This is a genomic window from Microcoleus sp. FACHB-SPT15 (assembly GCF_014849525.1).
Taxonomy (GTDB): Bacteria; Cyanobacteriota; Cyanobacteriia; order Cyanobacteriales; family Coleofasciculaceae; genus Symplocastrum; species Symplocastrum torsivum.
In genome coordinates, this window is the sequence record NZ_JACJNU010000055.1 from 72,635 (window position 1) to 91,897 (window position 19,263).

Consider the following 19,263-nt stretch of genomic DNA (forward strand, 5'->3'; position numbering starts at 1 on the left):
ACATTCTCTTAGCTCAAATCAACCGAAAAGCGAGAAATGAACAGTAACAAAGGAAATATTTTAATTGTTGATGACACGTTAGAAAATCTTCAACTCTTGTCCCATACTTTATCTGAGCAAGGATATAAAGTTCGAGGTGCAGCTAAAGGTCAAATGGCAATTAGAACAGCACGCTCATCTCCACCTGATTTGATTCTGCTTGACATCAAAATGCCAGAAATGGATGGCTATGAGGTTTGTGAACGCTTGAAAGCAGATGAGCAAACTCGTGACGTTCCGGTAATTTTTATCAGTGCCCTAGATGAAGTAATCGATAAAGTGCGAGCCTTTCAAGTTGGTGGTGTAGATTACATCACTAAACCTTTTCATGTTGAAGAGGTTTTAGCTCGGATTGAACACCAACTAATGATTCAGCGGCTCTCTACACAACTCCAAGAAAAACAAAATCAACTTCAAGAACAAAATAAACAGCTACACAAAGAAATCCAAGAACGACAGAAAGCTGAACAAGCTGCCGCTGCTGCTAATCAGGCTAAAAGTGAATTCCTTGCGAATATGAGCCATGAACTCCGTACCCCTCTCAATGCCATCCTGGGGTTTACTCAATTAATGAACCGGAACTCTCAACTAACCGCTGAACAGCGTGAGTTTCTAGAAATTATTAATGGGAGTGGTGAGCATTTACTAGAATTAATTGATGATATTTTAGACTTGTCTAAAATTGAGGCAGGGCTAATTGACCTCAATCAAAAGAGTTTTGATTTATACCGTCTTCTTGACAATATTGAAGACCTTTTTCAAATTCAAACTGAACAAAAGAATTTAGATTTTATAGTTATTGTCTCCCCTAATGTTCCCCAGTACATCAGAACTGACGAACAAAAGCTACGAAGCTGCTTACTTAATCTCCTCTCAAATGCTATCAAATTTACTAACTATGGTGGTGTTACTCTTACTGTAGACAAGAGTAAGAAATCAGAATCCTCGCTTCAGTTTTCAGTTAACGATACAGGTCTAGGAATTGCTCCAGAAGAAATTGACACTTTATTTGATGCATTTGTGCAAACTTCAGCAGGTCGGGCAACTGCTGGAGGAACTGGCTTAGGTTTAGCAATCACCAAAAACTTTGTCGAGTTAATGGGGGGAGAGATTCGGGTTAGCAGTGTTTTGGGTGAGGGAACAACGTTTCAATTTACTATTAAATTATCTGAGGCAGATTTGTCTCAAGTCACAAGTCAACCCCGTCAGCGAGTAATTGGCTTAGAACCCGGTCGAGAAATGTATCGAATTCTTGTAGTTGATGATACTAAGGCTAACCGTTTACTGTTAATCAAGCTGCTCGAACCCTTAAGTTTTGAAGTGCGTGAAGCGACGAATGGTTTAGAAGGACTTACTATTTGGGAAAGTTGGCAACCTCACCTGGTTTTTATGGATACACGGATGCCTGTCATGAGTGGGTTAGAGGCAATAAGACAGATACGAGCCAAGGAGAAGGCACTTATAGATTGTTGGGATACAGCAAGATATACTGAAGAATCCATATCTTCCAATAGCCAATTCCGTCAGGCTACGATTATCATTGTCGTCACAGCTAGCGTCTTTGAAGAGAAGCGAGGAGAAATTTTAGCCACTGGTGCCGACGATTTGGTGCATAAACCATTTAGTGAAGAAATAATTTTTGAAAAAATTAGTCAACATCTGGAAGTTCTATATCTTTATGAAAATCTGCATCAATCAATAACAGCACCTCGAAAATTCAATGCTGGAAGAAAACAGGATTCCTTTTTCTTAAATAAATTAGCAGAGATGCCCCCCGACTGGATAGCCAGTCTATATCAGGCAGCGAATACACTTAGAGAAGAGACTGTTCTGGAGCTAATCGAGCAAATTCCAGAGACTTCTGCACCTTTAGCTGAAGCTCTAAATGATTTAGCTAATGATTTTCGTTTTGATGAGATCGTCCGTTTAGCTCAATCCGTTATGGATTCATTGAATTCTAGTCGTTAAAGATTGAGGATTAATAGGATTTATGGATAATCAAGAAATAAAAATATTAATTGTCGATGACAAGTCGAGTAACCTGCACTTTTTATCCAAAATCCTAACCAACCGAGGGTATAAAGTTCAACGAGCCATTTCTGGACAACTGGCTTTGAATGCGGCGATGGATGCTCTTCCAGATTTGATTTTGCTGGATATTATCATGCCTCAAATGGATGGCTATGAAGTTTGTCAAAAGTTGAAAGCCATCCCTCAAACTCGCGAAATCCCCGTAATTTTTTTGAGCGCTCTCCACGAAGAATTCAATAAAGTTAAAGCGTTTGCTATTGGAGGTGTAGATTACATCACCAAACCGTTTCAGGCCCAAGAAGTTCTCGCCCGTATAGAAACTCAACTCACCCTGCAAAGGCTCCCGAAGCTTCTTAAAGAGCAAAATATCCAACTGCAACAGGAAATAGAGGTTCGCAAACAAACAGAGTCCTCGCTGCGGGAGAGCGAGAGGAAATTTCGAGCTATTTTTAACAATACCTTTCAGTTTACCGGGCTACTATTACCAGACGGCACAATAATAGAAATCAACCAAACAGCATTAGATTTTGGTGGGATTGGGCAGGGTGATGTTGCTGGCAAGCCGTTTTGGGAAGCTCGGTGGTGGACACTTTCACAAGAAACACGGAATCAATTAAAGCACGCGATCGCATCCGCTGCTCAAGGTGAGTTTGTGCGTTATGAAGTGGATGTTAGGGGGGCAGGAGATAGAGTTGCGACAATTGACTTCTCTCTAAAACCCGTATTCGATGAAACAGGCAACGTTGTCCTACTGATTCCAGAAGGACGAGATATCACTGAACGGAAGCAGACACTTGAACGTTTACAACTTCTAGAAAGAGCGATCGCAGCCTCGAACAACGGCATTATCATTAGCGATGCCCAAGTGCATGATAATCCAGTGATTTATGTTAATTCTGGGTTTGAGCAGATGACGGGCTACCAATGCGAGGAAGTACTTGGCACAAGCTGTCGTTTCTTGCAGGGAATAGATACAAACCAACCCGCGCTTGAAGAACTACGAAGTGCAATTGCTGAAGGTAGAGAAGGTCAATTTATTCTGCGTAACTATCGTAAAGATGGCACCCTGTTCTGGAATGAATTTGGGATTACCCCAGTTCGAGATGCAACTGGCGGCTTGACGAACTTCATTGGTGTTCAGACTGATATTACCGAACGCAAGCAAGCAGAAAACGAGCTTCAAATCGTAACTGAACGTTTAAAATCCCTGCTCATCTCCAGCCCAGCAATCATTTATAGTTGTCAGTCATCAGGGAATTATAGAGCAACTTGGATCAGTGATAACGTTACCTCAGTAACAGGCTACGAGGCAAAGGAATTCCTTGAAGATTCCGGATTCTGGTTAAACCACATCCATCCTGAAGATGTTGAGCGCGTCCTGGCAGAACTCTCACATCTATTTGAAAAAGGATATCACTCCCATGAATACCGCTTTTTGCACAAAGACGGCACCTATCGCTGGCTCTATGATGAGCTGAAACTCGTCTATGACGATGCAGGCAACCCTATTGAGGGTGTAGGGTATTGGGTCGATATTACCCAGCGCAAACAGGCAGAGATTGAACTCGCGACGGCAAAAGCCGACCTTGAACGGCAAATCCAGCGAGAGTTATTGCTGAGTCACATTACTCAAGAAATCCGCTCTAGCTTGAATCCAGAGCAAATCTTTCAAACGGCTGCTACCCAAATTGGTGAGGCTTTCCGGGTCAATCGTTGCCTGATTCATACCTATATTGAAAACCCAAGTCCTCAAATCCCTTTGGTCGCTGAGTACAAGCAACCCAGCTTAGACTCAATGCTCAGTATTGAAATTCCGGTGATTGGTAATCCCCATGTTGAGCTGATGTTAGCTCAAGACGAGAGCGTCGCATCTGATGATGTCGCGAACGACCCTCTCTTAGCCGCCGCTGCCCCTTTGTGTCGTCAGTTAGGTTTAAAGTCGATGCTGGCAGTCCGGACTTCCTATCATGGGAAACCGAATGGTGCGATTGGTATTCATCAGTATGATCGCTTCCGCCACTGGACAAAGGAGGAGATTGGACTATTAGAGGCAGTTGCCGCTCAAATGGGAATTGCGATCGCACAAGCCAATCTCCTCGAACAGGAGACACAACGACGGATTGAACTGGATCGGCAAAATCAGCAGTTACAAGCAGAAATCCGAGTTCGCCAACAAGCCGAATCGGCACTTAAGAAAAGTGAAGAACGTTGGCAATTAGCGCTTGAGGGCAACAATGACGGGATTTGGGACTGGAACATCAGCACGGGTGAATGCTTCTTCTCTAGCCGATGGAAGGAAATGCTGGGCTATCAAGACGCTGAAATTAGTCCCCACATTGACGAATGGCAGACTCGTGTACATCCAGATGATCTTGACCGGGTGATCGACTGCTTGCAGGCTTACCTCGATAAAAAGTCTCACCAGTACCTTATTGAGTATCGCCTACGCTGTGCTGACGGCAGCTATAAATGGATTTTGGCAAGAGGACAAGCACTCTGGGATGAAGCTGGCAACCCTGTGCGAATGGTTGGTTCTCATCAAGACATTAGCGATCGCAAGTTTGCTGAAGAACTCCTGCGATCTCAACAGCAAAAACTCTCCTTTTTAGTCCAAAATACTCTCCTTGCTGTTATTGAATGGGATACCAAGGGAGAAATCGTTTCCTGGAACCAAGCGGCTGAAGCAATATTTGGCTACAAGGCAACAGAAGCGATCGGCAAGCACGGGGGGCAACTCCTCGTCCCGAAACCTAATAGAGGGGAAATCAAGAGGCTCTACGAGCAACTTCTGACCGGGCAAGGCGGTTTTCATAGCATTACCGAAAACCTCACGGCATCCGGTCGAACGATCATCTGTGAGTGGTACAACACACTGCTCTTAGATGAGAATGGTGCCGTTATTGGACTAGCTTCGATGGCAGTGGATATCACTGAGCGTCAGCAAAGACAGTTGTTGGAGAAGACCCAGAACACAGTCCTGAAGATGGTCACACAAGGCAGATCATTGCAGGACATTTTGCTGGAATTAACAACCCAGATTGATGAACTCACTCCAAAGCTTCGCTCCTCAATCTGTTTGGCTTCCGAAGACGGTAAGTATTTGCGTCCTTATGTCGGTCCAAAGCTTCCCGAAGCTTGGGTAAAAGCGATCAATCCACTACCTATAGGGGCAAATATAGGTTCCTGTGGCACGGCTGCTTATTTTGCCAAACCTGTAATTGTTGAAGATATCGCGACCAATCCCTTGTGGGCTGCTTTTAAAGATTGTGCCTTATCTTATGGTTTCAGAGCTTGCTGGTCTGAGCCAATTTTGTCCGATACAGGTAAGGTTTTAGGGACATTTGCCATGTATTTTACCGAAGTGCGATCGCCTGACAAACGAGAATTGGAAGTAATTGAGTCCCTAGCAAGGCTCGCCTCCCTAATCATCCAGCGCAAGCAAGCAGAAGCAGAACTCAAAGCACAGCAAGAATTTTTGCGTCAGGTTATTGACGTTGTTCCTTCTTCTATCTTTGTGAAAGACAAAAAAGGACACTTCCTAACCATCAACCAAGCCGGTGCCGCCATCTATGACAAAACGGTTGAGGAAATGTTGGGCAAGCGAGATAGCGACTTTAATAGCAATCCCGCTCAGTCCAAAGAATTCCTGATGAATAATCAGGAAGTAATGACGACTCTCCAACCCAAAATCATCCCTGCCGAAGCAATTACCAACTGCCAAGGTGAAACCCGATGGTACCAAACGATTATTAGCCCATTCATCAACACAGACGGTCAAGTCCAAGGTATTGTAGGCTCCTCAACAGACATTACTTACCTTAAGGAAACAGAGGAAGAACTACGACAAGCAAAAGAAGCCGCAGAAGTTGCCAACCGTGCCAAAAGTGCTTTCCTCGCCTCCATGAGTCACGAACTGCGAACTCCTCTCAATGCCATCCTAGGCTTTAGCCAAATACTGGCTCATAACAATTCTTTGGAACCAGAACAGCGAGAACATTTAGGAATCATTAATCGGAGTGGGGAACATTTGCTAACCCTGATTAATGACATTCTTTCAATGTCCAAAATTGAAGCAGGTCAGGTGACTTTAAATGAAAACAGCTTTGATTTGTATGGGCTACTCAACTCAATTGAACAGATGCTACAACTTAAAGCCCAATCTAAAGGATTGCAGCTCACCTTTTTGTGTTCTAACGATATTCCCCAACACGTTCAAACCGATGAAAGCAAACTCCGTCAAATCCTGATTAACCTGCTAGGCAACGCCATTAAATTTACTCAACAAGGTAGCGTCACACTGCGCGTGCGATTAGGGACTAGAGACTGGCGACAAGCAAGATTTTCTAATGCCTCCCCCACCTCCCCTACCTCCAATTCCCAATCCCTCCTCTTTGAGATCGAAGACACAGGACAAGGTATTGCCTCATCAGAACTCGATTCCTTATTTGACCCCTTTGTGCAAACCCGGACAGGACACGAGTCTATGGAAGGAACTGGCTTGGGGTTACCCATTAGCCGAGAATTTGTCCGATTAATGGGGGGCGATATTAACGTTAGTAGTCAACCAGGTAGAGGGTCAATTTTTAGCTTCGATATCAAAGTTCGTGCAGTAAACGTAATAGATGTAAAGACAAGCGTTCCTCGACAGCGAGTAATCGGTTTGGTGCCAAATCAACTGAGTTATCGAATTTTGATCGTTGAGGATTCAAGAGTAAACCGCCTCCTACTTGTGAAACTACTCCAACCCTTAGGCTTTGAAGTTCGTGAAGTCGTTGATGGTCAAGAAGCTGTAGCTGTATGGCAAAGTTGGCAACCCCATCTAATCTTGATGGATATTCAAATGCCAGTGATGGATGGCTATGAGGCAACTCAAATAATTAAGCAAATGCCAAATGGTCAAGAGACTGTCATTATTGCCCTAACAGCCAGTGCCTTTAACGAACAGCGAGAAGCCATCTTAAAAGCAGGTTGTGATGACTTCATTCGTAAACCATTCCAAGAAGAAATCCTGTTTGCAAAGATTGCTGAACACCTGGGAGTTCGTTACATCTACAGCGAAGATTCATCACTTACCTTACCCAAAAATGACTTAAAAAGTTGTTGAGTGATCTAAAATTGCTTGTAACTTTGCCTCGGTCTCTCGCAACGCTCTTTCAATCTGCTTGTATTCTGTGATATTGCGCCCTTCAGAAATCAGGAGGATGACGTTGCCGTTTTCATCTTTTACAGGCTTTATTGAGAAGTCGAGGATAGCTGTTGTCTCTCCAAAACCTGGGTGTTCAACTTCGTAACGGACAAACTCCCCTATAGCGGCGCGTGCGATCGCATCTTGTAAACGTTGCTGAGCTTCTACTGAGTACGTCCACCACGGTGTTTCCCAGAACGGATGTCCAATTACGTCCTCTGCCTCAAAGTTTCCAAACTCTAAAGCCATTTGATTGGCTTCTAGGAGAATGCCCTCTGGTGTCAGTAGTCCAGAAAACTGAAACGATTGGTTAAAAACAGCACGAAAGCGTCTTTCTTGAGCTTTCTTTAGTTCCTCTTCTGCTTGCTTTCCTTGGGTAATATCTTTTGCGATCGTAAGCACGATTCGTCTTTCATCCAGTAATGTACCTAGGGGAGCGCAACTGAAGCTCCAGATTCGACGACTACCGTCCTTAGCGGTAATGGTAACTTCCCCGTCTTCCAGTCGCTCATTGAGTTCATATAATCGAGCAATGAACGCCCGCACATCTTCCTTGTGTTCCCCATAAGCGCGTTCCGTCCACTCAGTAATCGTCGGAATTTCCTCATGAGTGTAGCCTGTCAGTTCAGTCCAGACTTGGTTAATTTGTAAAATTTCCCCATCTTCTGCATGAATAATTATCGGGAAAGGAGCATTGACAATCGCCCGACGAAATCGTTCTTCGCTCTCTTGCAGTTTCCTGCTTAACTGCTGCAACTTGATAACCTGATTGGCTAATTCGGCTTCTCGGTTCTGGCGTTCTTCTTTGAATCGTGTGTTGTAGTTTTGAAAGAATTTTGCGAGGTTCGGTTCTTCCTCAAGCAGTGGAGCCAAATGTAACTGAGCGCGTTTATCGGCTTCAAAGCATAGCTCAGGATAGCTCTCTACCCACTGGTGGCAGAATTTGACGTAACTGAGAAAAGCGACTAAGTGAGCGTACATCACATCCCCCAGAAGCTGACGCAGTTGGGCACGACACTCTTGCGCTTGGGACGGCTGAAGAAACACAAAAACTGAACAGCGCCATAGGCTTTGCTCGACAGACGAATCCGATGCGAGATCATTTGATGCATCAGAATCAGGTTTGTAAAGAGGAATCGGCTGCTGGCTAAGTGTTTCTAATTCTGTATCTAGATCTTGCGGTGTCTTTGGTGGTGGCTGTGCAATCAACTTCAGCACATCCTTACCCAGTATTCCCAACGGTCGCAACGCACAAGAATGGCAGACAATGCAGTAAGGAACCGAGCAATAGCGCGATAGGTAAGCAAACAGCGTTTCTTTGAAAATCGCTGGTAGGGGATTGTTGACATAGGCAGAGAGAGTCTGCTGCCAGAGGTTTTCCAATACATCTGGAGTGGAAAGAGCTGGCTCAAAGAAGGGAGGAAAAAAGCCAAATCGCTCTTCAATCTCTGCCTTAATTTGTGTGCTGGTTCGCATAGGTAGGAGTGTATAGGCTATAGGGCAAAATTCCAGACTTTCCGACACACCGTTAGGGTGTGTTCGATAAGCTGAACCTGCTCAGGTGTTGGAATTGCTTTGAACTCGTAAGTAAGATTTAACACGCTTGCTTGCCTCCTAGGAAATCATGCCTAATTTTCAAGGAGTTTCGGAAACGAAAGGATAAATCCTTTTACTGGATAACTTTAGGGCAAAAGTCGCTTGACCCAGCCCCAAACTTTTACCATGAAATCTTCTATCCGAAGTATGGCAACGTCTAACCACCCTAGTAATTGCTCAAGCGGGTGCTTGACGTAGCCGACGGGTCTTGACTTTGCTTCAATCCAGTCAGGCGCTGGATCAAGATGGCTCTCTGGAGTAGGAGCGGAAGACGTAGTAATAGCAGTGGGTTCTGCTGTTGTCTGCAAGTCATTGGGACGACGAGAATGGGCAGCAGAGAGGGAAGAGGATTTAGCTTTTTTCTGTGTAGTGTCTCTATGTCTCTCCTGAGATTGCAGGAGTGTTCCCTTTGCGCTGGCTTTGACTTTTGCCGTTTGGACAATTGATGGCAGATGTTCGCTCTGCTCTCTTGTAGTGGGTGCCGAAAGCTTTCCTGGTCTTTGCTTGGGGCTTAGGTAGCGCTTGATAGCGCCAAAAACAGAGTTTTTCGGCATCACAGGTGTTTGGCTGTTCGCCCTAGGAAGTTGTGCTTGGGAATCTGAACGCCTCTTCCCAGAAGAACGTGTAGCTGGGGTAGAGGTTTGGGTTAAATCTGGGAATTGTGAGTCATCATATAAATCGTCCCAGGTTAGCCAAGGATCAGGTTCACTGACACCTGCAAGTTCTATGTTAGGAGGAGCGGCAACTGGAGGTAGGGAAGTAGAATTACGTCCCGATAGTTGAGGGGTTTCACCTTGGGCATTAGCAAGACTTTTCGGTTGTGCTTGGGAAGCTGTCCCTGGTAAATGGGAGCGATGTCTACCAAAAAAGTAATCAACCGCCGCGTAAATTAAAGCTTGAACCCGAAATGTATTCGTCTGAGATGCTTCTGTCGTCAGCGAGGTGTTTGGATTGAGGGAATTGATGGCAGATGAAGATGGAGTTTCACTGATGACAATCTGGTTACTTGAGGGCACAGTGGGAGCAGAAAGTTTTCCTGATAACGGTTTGCCGTTCAGGTAACGCTTGAGGACACCCCAAACCGACTTTTCTGGTGTCACAGATGTCTGTCTGTTGCGAGCCTCAGGTAGCTGAGTTTGGGCTTCTGGATTACTCCCAGTTACCAAAGGGACGTAAGAGATAGAATCATGCCCTGATAGTTGATGAGCTTCCGCTTGGACACGGGAATCGGTTTGAGGGAGAGTTGAGCCGCGTCTGCCAAAAAAGTAGTCAACAGCAGCATAAATTAAGGCTTGAATCCGAGAGTTGTTAGGTTGAGATGCCTCCAAAGATTCAGCATCTCTAGGTGTTATGAAGGGGGTTTGTAACTGTTGACGCAGTTTTTGACTCCGTTCTCGCAGGACACTTGTCGCGCGATCGCCCAACGTTACCACGACTTCTGATCCAGGTACCAATTGGTGGGATTCTAGTTCAGCAACAGTACGATCAAGGAACGCTAAAGCTGGATGCGGTGTAATTACTGCTGAGTTAGATGCTGCTAGCTGCTTGTGACGACGGTGTTGCGGTTGACTGGGTTGGGATGCAGGATGATAGACAAGAGTTGCTTCCTGAAAGACATTTGCTGCGATCGCAACAGGACTACTCTGCACCCACGCCATTAGATTCCAGAAAAGTCTGACAGGTAGAAAAACACGGGGTTGATCTAAGTTAGCTAGGCGTTGAGGAGTGTGACTCTTTGATGCGATCGCTAAACGCCACTGACGCAATAAATCAGCGACTTCCCAGCTAATTCTAGAGGCGAGTTTTTGCTGCTGCTGGGGTGTCAAAATATCGAAAATTTGATTTTGTACCGTAACGAGTACTAGAGTGCGCGTCTCCAACTGTGTCGCTACTCCCTGAATCATGCCACACTCACCACTCAGAGGCTGAGCGGCTATTGCAGCAGTCAGTTGTTCGTTCTCTGTTGTTGGTTGTTTGTCTGTCTTAGCTAGCTCCTGAGTGCTAGTTACTGACAAAAAACTCGGTGATGATGCGAGTAACTCATCAGGTTCTGACTCAAACAGGGTATTGACTTCACAGAGTACTCGCTGAATCGGTGTATCAGCGGCTGGGGGAGTCTCTTGCTTGGGCTGAGATTGAGTAAGAGCTTTGATCTGAGGAAATCCCGCTTGTGCCGCTGATGAAAGTTGACGCCCCGCCGATAAACCGCTTTGCACCGCTAGGTAGAGCGGATAAAGCACGATTTGCGCTCCCCAGACAGCAGTGACTTTCAGCTGCCGTACTGCGCGATCGCATTGAGCCGTAAACTTGATAGATTGCCGATTCAGAAAATTGAATAATCGACTTTGATAACGACCTGGATGAGCGGGGGGCATGGTTATGAGTGGCTAAGCGTAAAAATTGGCAGCTAAATATTAAGTGGCTAAGCGTAAAAATCGACAGCTAAAAATAACAATAGTAGGTGCCCTGATTTTATCGAAAAGATGACTGACCCTGTGACTTCACCAGTTGGGACGCACCTCATTAATGATGCCATTGAAAGACTGCGGTTCTTAACTCAAGTTGATGTTCAGAACGGCTGGCGATGTTGTGCTCAAGACTTATCAGTGACTGTTGCTACTCAGTCTCAAGATTGGAATGATTGGTCGATTGCTGAACTTAACCCAAAAGAATACATTGTTTGGTCGGTGGGACGGCAAGTGATGTGGTTGAGCCAACGCTTGGTGATTCCCCAGGATTTACAGGGTTATCCTTTACCGGGGTTAGCATTACGGCTGGTTCTGACTTGGTGGGCAGAATCGGCTCAAATCTTTGTTAATGGACAGCTAGTACAAGAGGGAGATTTATTTGATTCTTCCGCTAGGGTACTGCTAAGTTCTGCTGTGGTGCCGGGGGACGAGATTGAGGTAGCCTTACGACTTGTCAGTCCGGGTCATGATATTGGGGCACTGATGCGTTCAATAGTTGTCTATGAGGCGACTGAGGACATCGATCCAGGTTTTGTTGCTAATGAATTGGCGGTATTGCAGAAGTATGTCGAAGCCTTTGAACCCGCACAACTCAATACACTTGCAGAAGCTATTGCTGAGATTAATTGGGAGTTGGTGTCTCAGAAGGAAGAATTTACGCGATCACTTTCTAGATTACGCCAAAATCTCCAATCCTTTGTAAACGCAAGCAACCCCTTACCCATACTAAAACAACGCCAAATCCAAATGCTAGGTCATGCTCACCTCGACCTCGCTTGGCTATGGACAGTCAGTGAAACCTGGGAGGTTGCTCAACGCACCTTTGAATCTGTCTTGAAGTTACAGCAGGAGTTTCCTGAGCTTACATTTTGCCATTCCACACCCGCACTCTACGCCTGGATAGAACAGCATCGTCCTGACCTATTTACTGCTATCAAACAACAAATAGCCACTGGTCGTTGGGAAGTTGTCGGTGGGATGTGGGTCGAGCCAGAATTAAACCTAATCAATGGTGAATCCATTGTCCGGCAAGTACTCTACGGACAGCGTTACGTCCAAGAGAAGTTTGGCGAACTGACACGGGTTGCCTGGGTACCTGATAGCTTTGGTTTCTGTTGGCAACTGCCACAAATTCTGAAACAGGGTGGGATGGAATACTTCGTCACCCAAAAACTGCACTGGAACGATACAACAAAGTTTCCCTATGGTGCTTTCTGGTGGCAGTCACCGGATGGCACCCAAATCTTTAGCCTGATGTCTCCCCCCAACACCACAGGGGTAATGGATACTAATCCGCTCACGATTGCCGCCTATGCGGTTGATTGGGAAACTCAAACTCGTCTAAAAGAGGCTTTCTGGCTTCCTGGTGTGGGAGATCATGGTGGTGGCCCGACCCGCGATATGTTACAGGTAGCCAAGCGCTGGGAGCGATCGCCTTTTTTCCCTCGCCTAGAATTTACGACAGCGTTGAGTTATTTGTCATTGATTAGTAGACAAGAGTTAGTTGGTAACACCGAGATTAACAAGAAACCAACAACCAACAACGGACAACCGACAAATGAAATTCCCATTTGGAATGATGAACTGTATCTAGAATTCCATCGCGGTTGCTACACCACCCACGCCGACCAAAAGCGTTGGAATCGTCGTTGTGAAGACTTGTTGTACCAGGCAGAACTCTTTGCCTCTTTAGCAACAATTACCACTAGCTGTCGCTATCCCAAGCTTCAGTTGGAACAGGCTTGGAAAAAGGTGCTGTTTAACCAGTTTCACGATATTTTACCAGGGACATCAATTCCAGAAGTATTTGTGGAGGCAAACCAAGCTTGGCAGGATGTGGAGCAAGTTGGCTTAGAGATAGTAGAAGCGTCATTGAATGCGATCGCTTCTCAAATCACTCTCCCACCCCCACCCCAACCAGACGCGCAACCTGTTATTGTCTTTAACTCCCTCAACTGGCAACGTTCAGAACTCATTGCTGTTTCCTTACCCCAGTCATCTGAGACGACTTGGGATGTTTACGACCTTTCAGGAGACAAGCTACTATCCCAGCGTCGTGATGTCTCAACACTTCTGTTTTTGGCAAAGGATATCCCTTCTATTGGGTATCGGGTTTTTTGGCTGTGTCGTGGTGATGACCAACCCCATAAGAACGCAGGACTTTGCGCCCCTACCTTCCGGGAGAATTGGGTTCTAGAAAATGAAATGTTGCGGGTTGTAGTTGACCCCAGCACCGGAGATTTAAGTAGCGTCTTCGATAAAGTCCATCAGCGAGAAGTACTCAGTGGTTCTGGCAATCAGTTGCAAGCCTTTGAAGATAGTGGTCAATACTGGGATGCCTGGAACATCGACCCCAACTATACTCAGCGTCCCTTACCGCCAACCCTGCTGAAATCCATCAAGTGGTTAGAACGAGGGATAGTGCGATCGCGTCTGTGTGTTGTCCGCCAGTTGGGACAATCCCAGTTTTGTCAGGAGTATGTACTAGAAGCTGAATCCCCGATTCTCAAAATTGTCACAACTGTAGACTGGCAGGAACGCCATGTTTTAGTAAAAGCCGCTTTTCCCCTAAACCTGGAAGCTGATTATGCCACCTATGAGATTGCTTGTGGTGCTATCCAACGTCCAACTCGACCTAAAACTCCTGCTGAGCAAGCAAAATGGGAAGTTCCCGCCCTACGTTGGGCAGATCTCAGTGAGGGCGACTATGGTGTCAGTTTGCTCAATGATTGTAAATACGGCTATGATGCCCAACCCTCTGTGTTACGCCTAACGCTCCTACGGAGTCCCAATTGGCCTGATCCAGAAGCTGACAGGGGCATTCATCACTTCACCTATGCCCTTTATCCTCACAGTGGCAGTTGGCACTCAGCAGGTACAGTACGACGAGCTTATGAACTAAATTTACCGCTTCAGGTACTCAATAACCCTTCTGTAGGGACGTATGGCAGTACACTTCTACAACCAATTGGTCAATTGTTGAATCTCCAAGCTGAGAATCTCATCTTAATGGCTCTGAAGCTGTCAGAAGATGATGCTAATCAATGGATTCTGCGCTGTTACGAATGTTACGGTGAGTTAGCTGAATTAGCACTCAAGAGTGATTTAGATTTAGCGATCGCTCAGCCTGTCAATTTATTAGAGCAACCTGTCCAACTCCCTGAACACTCATCTAATCAGCAAGCTTTCCCACTACAGCCTTGGAAAATTGCTAGTTTTACATTGGTACCTACGGCGAACCTCAAGAGGAAGTAATTCAGACCTCCATGAATGAATAGTTAAATCAGAAACATTTGCCTTGATGCACTAGCTACTTTACTGTTTTAGGGTGGCTAGAACCGTTAATACGCCGTTACAAGTTAAGCTCAAAGTCCAGTTATCCTTGATTTATTGAGTTTCATCTGCCTAAAGATAGATATTGTTGTTACAGTGAAATGTACTTGGATTACTCTAACAGTTAGAGTTAATGTAAAAAGGTAAAAGCTTAGCAGCAATTGGCAGAATATTTAAAAAGCTTTCTTAAAGAAATAAGCACAAATAAATTTCTAAAAGATATGCTAAAGTTGTCTGCATAAATCAGCTAATTCTTTCTCTGTTAAAGAAGTCTTGTTGCTTCATAACAGCTTCTAAACTTAAGCAAAAATTTAAGATAAACCTCAATAGGCAGAGCGTCATTAGTTAAAATCGCCAGTTCTGATATACGTCTCTAACCTGGCAAAACTTTTAACCTACAACAATGACCTGTTAACAACGTCAACGTCTTCATAAGGCAGTTAGATTGAGCAAACTATGAGTGCAAATACAGTTTCTGTTATTATTCCTTGCTACAACGCAGCAAAGTTCTTGGAAGAAGCGATCGAGAGTGTTCTGGCGCAGACCTACCGACAGTTCGAGATCATTCTGGTCAACGACGGCTCAACCGACAATACCGAGGAGGTAGCGACCCGTTACCCAGAGGTGAGATACATTTATCAGAAGAACCAAGGCATTGCTGCTGCACGCAACACGGGACTGGTTGAGAGTTGTGGTGAGTATGTGGTTTTTCACAATCCAGATGACATCATGAGGTCAAATGCACTGGAAATTGGTGTGAACAGCCTGAAAGCTCATCCTAATTGTGGCTTTGCTTTTGGTCTGTGCAAGTGCGTTAGAAACGATGGATTAGCGTTTGATTCAAGTTTAGAACCCCAGGAGATGTCTTTAGACATCTATCAACTGCTGCTGCGTAGTAGATGCTTTGTACCACCTTCGACAGTCCTCTTCCGCCATATTGTTTTTGAAGCTGTTGGTAATTTTGACCGGACGCTTGTTGTCTCAAATGACTATGACGTGTTTCTACGAGTGGCAAGAGCATTTCCAGGCTACTGCCACAATCAGGTTGTTGTTGATTATCGTCAACACAGCAGCAACGTATCAATTACAGGTAAACCTTCACGGATGCTGTACTATACCCTAAAGTCTCTTGGTAAACAGTGGAAGTCTGTTAAGGGAAATCAGGAGTACGAAGCCGCTTTTAGGAGTGGAAAACAGCATTGGATAAGTCTTTTTGGTTCCGACATGGCGTATGAAGTTGCTGCCAATCTCAAGGCACAGAAATTCGCCTCTGCTGCACAAGTCATGGGTTTACTGTTACGGTACTACCCTCAGGGTTTGGTCAAGTATGCTATTGAGCGGTGGTTCAAGTTGTGGTCAAAGCTTCTAGTGACCAGTTCAGCAAGCTAAGGAACATGAAGTGAAGCTAAATAGACGATGCTAACAGGGTTCTAGCGAACCAGATAGCATCGCCCTAAAGTGCTTTTGGAGATGGCTGAACAATGCTCGTGCCCAGCAACTTTTAGCTGAACTCATTTTTCAGATAACCTAAATAAGGCACTAGAAAAAGCTTAGTCTTCGTGATCTTCAAAAGGATCATCCAATTGGGCAGAAGGTGGCCCAAAAGCCGTGTAAATTGAGAAGCCAGTGATAGCGATAACAAAAGCAGCGATAGATATACTAAGAACTGTTGCGGGTTCCATGATTTAGATAAATTATGAGTTCTATTCCTCTATAATATTACGGAACGTTACAAAAAATCTATTGAGATTAATCATAGGTGACCCATGGCACAACGGACGCGGCTAGGAGAAATCCTCAAACCTCTAAACTCGGAGTATGGTAAGGTGGCTCCAGGTTGGGGGACTACGCCATTGATGGCAGTCTTCATGCTGTTATTCTTCGTCTTTTTGTTGATTATTTTGCAGCTCTACAATTCCTCTCTGCTGCTTGAGGGCATCAATGTTGACTGGAGAAGCTTAGGTCAGTAATCTCCTAGCTTCACGCCTTCAATCACAATCAAGATTTAACATCCCGGCTTGTCCGGGTTTTTTGTAGGTCATAATACGGAAGACTAGGACTCTTCCCTTAAGACAGCACAGGAGGTCATCACATGAATGTTTTTGGTATTGGTTTGCCGGAGATGGCACTAATTATGGTTATTGCCTTATTGGTATTTGGTCCCAAAAAGTTGCCAGAAATTGGTCGGAGTATGGGCAAAGCAATTCGAGGCTTTCAAGATGCCTCCAAAGAGTTTGAAGCTGAGTTCAAGCATGAGGCTCAGCAGATAGAGCAAGCGGTAAAGACACCAGCACTACCCGAATCTAAGAAAACTGTCACTCAAGAAACTGCCGCTGCTGAATCGAATAATCACGCAGCTACTTGATCTCAACGAAAGTTCAAACCTGCTATGATTGCTTTTTTAGCCCGCTCAGGCGGGCTTTAAACGTTTTCTAGTTTGGAGACAAGGTTTTCTTTCTCCAGGGTGGCTTTAGCTATTTTCCAGATGGTGATTGGGTTATGGGACTATTGGCTAGATGTTTCCAGTGGGCAGTTCTATGTCAGATAGCTTTGCCAACTTAAGTGCTGTAAGCCGCAGAGTCACCATGACCAATGAACCAAGGTTGAGGAATAACAAGTCTAGGTCACCAGCAAGTGTTGATTTTCCTAAGCCTCTATCTACTTCTCAAATGTACTAAGGAACATATCAATAGGGGCACCCTGTTCAATTTGCTGTTATGACACACTGGAAGAATTTGAAAACTGACCAAACACCTTGTGGTTGGCAGTAAGTCCCTTATCGAAACCAAGCTAACCGTTGCTTCAAGTCGTTTTAAGACTCTGGCTTTCCATTCTTTTGACCGGAAGGAGCCTCAAACTTGTAACCAACACCCCGAACAGTTTGAATAAGTGACGGCTGACTAGAGTCAAGTTCAATTTTTTTGCGAATTTGACCGATATGCACGTCAACGACTCGTTGGTCTCCTACATAGTCATACTCCCAGACTTCCTGGATTAGCTCAGAGCGACGCAGTACCCGACCGGGATGACAAGCTAGAAAATGCAGTAAGTCAAATTCTAGAGCGGTTAAAGGGACAATTTCGTCGTTGAGAGTCACCTCTCGGCGTCCGGGATCGATAACTAACTGGTTGAAGACGAGACGTTGTTGTTCAGTCGCCGTAACTTCCCGCTTGCGTTTTAAAATTGCCCCGACTCGGTTTTCCAGTTCTTGTAAATCGAAAGGCTTCGTAAGGTAGTCATCACCACCGAGTTTAAAGCCTTTGTCTTTGTCAGCAGCATCTGCCCTACTGGTAAGAAACAGAACAAAGACATCGGTACGGCTTTGCATCTCTTGACATAGGGTATAGCCAAGAGCATCAGGCAAATTCACATCTAGAATTACTAGATCGGGATTGAATTGCCCAAACAGTGCAAGAGCCGTCTTCCCATCATGAGCAGACTGCATTTGGTAGTTCTTCTGGCTTAAAAAGCGAAGAATTAAATTTCGGATTGCCGGGTCGTCATCCACGACAAGAATCTTGGCGGAGGACATGGTCATAACTTTCCACGGAGAACAGGGTTCAGGGATCAACACGCAGGACTTTTTACACCAATGGTGTAATGAGCATTTTAGACAATTATCGTCGTAGAATTAAGGGATGCCAATAGCTTTTGACATCATACCGAAGTTGCATAGTAAAGAAACTTAGCAAGAGCATGAGCAATGAAGGCAGTTGATGAATTGTTTTTCACTGATTGAACGTGTTTGTCGGGATAGAGTGCGCTTGTATTTGGGGATCAGGCTAAACTAGCTTGCAGGGGGGTGCATGACACTCGATAAGGTCTAACTGTTACCCTGTTGGTAGCAAGAGAATTATTGAGCGTTATCGGTGCCTTATATATTAATCCAGTGTAGAGTTGCTGTTATACGAGTGAAAAGAAGGGATGTCTCGGAGGTTTTGAATGAGTGATCAAAATCCCTACGAAAAGCTTGGGGTTACTGAAGACGCTTCTTTTGATGAAATTCAGGATGCTAAAGGGCGCTTGATGCAGCAGCATCGTGGTGATCAAAAGCTTGTAGAGTCTGTCGAGGCTGCCTATGATGCAATCATCATGGATCGTCTCAGAATGCGCCAAGAAGGGAAAATCAAGGTTCCTGAACGTATTCGCTTTCCGGAAAAGCTGTCTCCGGCACCACCGACTTTTCCCCAAACGCCAGCCAGTCGCTCTCCGGCATGGCTGCAAAGACTGTTAGATACCCCGTCTCCGGGAGAACTGCTCGGACCCGCTATTGCGTTTTCGGTGTTGGGTGCTTTGACTATTTTTTATCCAGCTCCGGATGAATCAATCCTACCGTTAGCTCTGGCGTTGGGCTTCTGCTGTAATATTTACTTTCTCAATCGTAAGGAACGACAATTTGGTCGTGCATTTTTGTTGACACTGGCAGGTTTGCTTATAGGGGTTGGGTTGGGAACGTTGCTGGGTGGTCTAATTGAGTCACAAATTGCTGGCTTCGGTTTGGCAACAGAGAAATTTGCTACGTTGGTATCATTTTTCGTTCTCTGGCTGATTAGTAGCTTCCTCCGCTGAAATACATCTTCACCCGTTAAGTGTGTTCCTAGACTGAACATT

Annotated in this window: 12 protein-coding genes; 7 read left to right on the plus strand and 5 right to left on the minus strand. The window is 45.1% G+C overall.

Annotated elements, in window-relative coordinates; all coding sequences use genetic code 11:
- Positions 1-36: 36 nt before the first annotated feature.
- Entirely contained in the window at positions 37-2,007 is a 1,971-nt protein-coding gene (locus H6F98_RS21870; protein WP_192220828.1) for a response regulator, read from the plus strand.
- Positions 2,008-2,029: 22 nt separating this feature from the next.
- The gene (locus H6F98_RS21875; protein ID WP_192220829.1) at positions 2,030-7,174 is read left to right on the plus strand and encodes a PAS domain S-box protein; all 5,145 of its coding nucleotides are present in this window, start codon (positions 2,030-2,032) and stop codon (positions 7,172-7,174) included.
- Here H6F98_RS21875 and H6F98_RS21880 read toward each other — a convergent pair.
- From H6F98_RS21880 to H6F98_RS21890, 3 genes are all read right to left on the minus strand, one after another.
- Positions 7,160-8,731, minus strand: coding sequence for a PAS domain-containing protein (locus H6F98_RS21880; protein ID WP_192220830.1), 1,572 nt, complete (start codon positions 8,729-8,731; stop codon positions 7,160-7,162). The two genes, H6F98_RS21875 and H6F98_RS21880, sit on opposite strands and share 15 nt — an antisense overlap.
- Before the next feature lie 17 nt (positions 8,732-8,748).
- On the minus strand, positions 8,749-8,856 hold the full coding sequence (locus H6F98_RS21885; RefSeq protein WP_199348794.1) for a helix-turn-helix domain-containing protein: 108 nt from the start codon (positions 8,854-8,856) through the stop codon (positions 8,749-8,751).
- 81 nt (positions 8,857-8,937) lie between these two features.
- Positions 8,938-11,226, minus strand: a complete 2,289-nt coding sequence (locus tag H6F98_RS21890; RefSeq protein ID WP_192220831.1) for a hypothetical protein — start codon at positions 11,224-11,226, stop codon at positions 8,938-8,940.
- Between the two features lie 108 nt (positions 11,227-11,334).
- On the opposite strand from H6F98_RS21890, the gene H6F98_RS21895 reads away from it, so the two are divergent.
- Both H6F98_RS21895 and H6F98_RS21900 read left to right on the plus strand, forming a co-directional pair.
- Positions 11,335-14,574, plus strand: coding sequence for an alpha-mannosidase (locus H6F98_RS21895; RefSeq protein WP_192220832.1), 3,240 nt, complete (start codon positions 11,335-11,337; stop codon positions 14,572-14,574).
- A 534-nt stretch (positions 14,575-15,108) separates the two neighbouring features.
- Complete coding sequence (locus H6F98_RS21900; RefSeq protein ID WP_192220833.1) at positions 15,109-16,041, plus strand: glycosyltransferase; 933 nt, start codon at positions 15,109-15,111, stop codon at positions 16,039-16,041.
- 161 nt (positions 16,042-16,202) lie between these two features.
- On the opposite strand, the gene psbN is transcribed toward H6F98_RS21900, so the two are convergent.
- Positions 16,203-16,334 (minus strand): photosystem II reaction center protein PsbN, encoded by a 132-nt coding sequence (psbN, locus tag H6F98_RS21905; RefSeq protein ID WP_192220834.1) that lies wholly within the window; start codon positions 16,332-16,334, stop codon positions 16,203-16,205.
- An 84-nt stretch (positions 16,335-16,418) separates the two neighbouring features.
- Here psbN and psbH point away from each other — a divergent pair, with 84 nt between their 5' ends.
- Positions 16,419-16,622 carry a photosystem II reaction center phosphoprotein PsbH gene (gene psbH / locus H6F98_RS21910; RefSeq protein WP_192220835.1) on the plus strand — a complete coding sequence of 68 codons (204 nt, stop codon included), beginning with the start codon at positions 16,419-16,421 and terminating at the stop codon, positions 16,620-16,622.
- A gap of 122 nt (positions 16,623-16,744) precedes the next feature.
- Positions 16,745-17,017 (plus strand): TatA/E family twin arginine-targeting protein translocase, encoded by a 273-nt coding sequence (locus H6F98_RS21915; RefSeq protein ID WP_192220836.1) that lies wholly within the window; start codon positions 16,745-16,747, stop codon positions 17,015-17,017.
- 447 nt (positions 17,018-17,464) lie between these two features.
- Here the strand turns inward: H6F98_RS21915 and H6F98_RS21920 are convergent, their stop codons facing one another.
- Positions 17,465-18,184: a response regulator transcription factor gene (locus H6F98_RS21920; RefSeq protein ID WP_199348810.1), complete on the minus strand. Its 720-nt coding sequence runs from the start codon at positions 18,182-18,184 to the stop codon at positions 17,465-17,467.
- A gap of 410 nt (positions 18,185-18,594) precedes the next feature.
- Here H6F98_RS21920 and H6F98_RS21925 point away from each other — a divergent pair, with 410 nt between their 5' ends.
- A complete protein-coding gene (locus H6F98_RS21925; protein ID WP_192220838.1) occupies positions 18,595-19,221 on the plus strand; it encodes a CPP1-like family protein in 627 nt (208 codons plus the stop codon).
- Positions 19,222-19,263 lie beyond the last annotated feature (42 nt).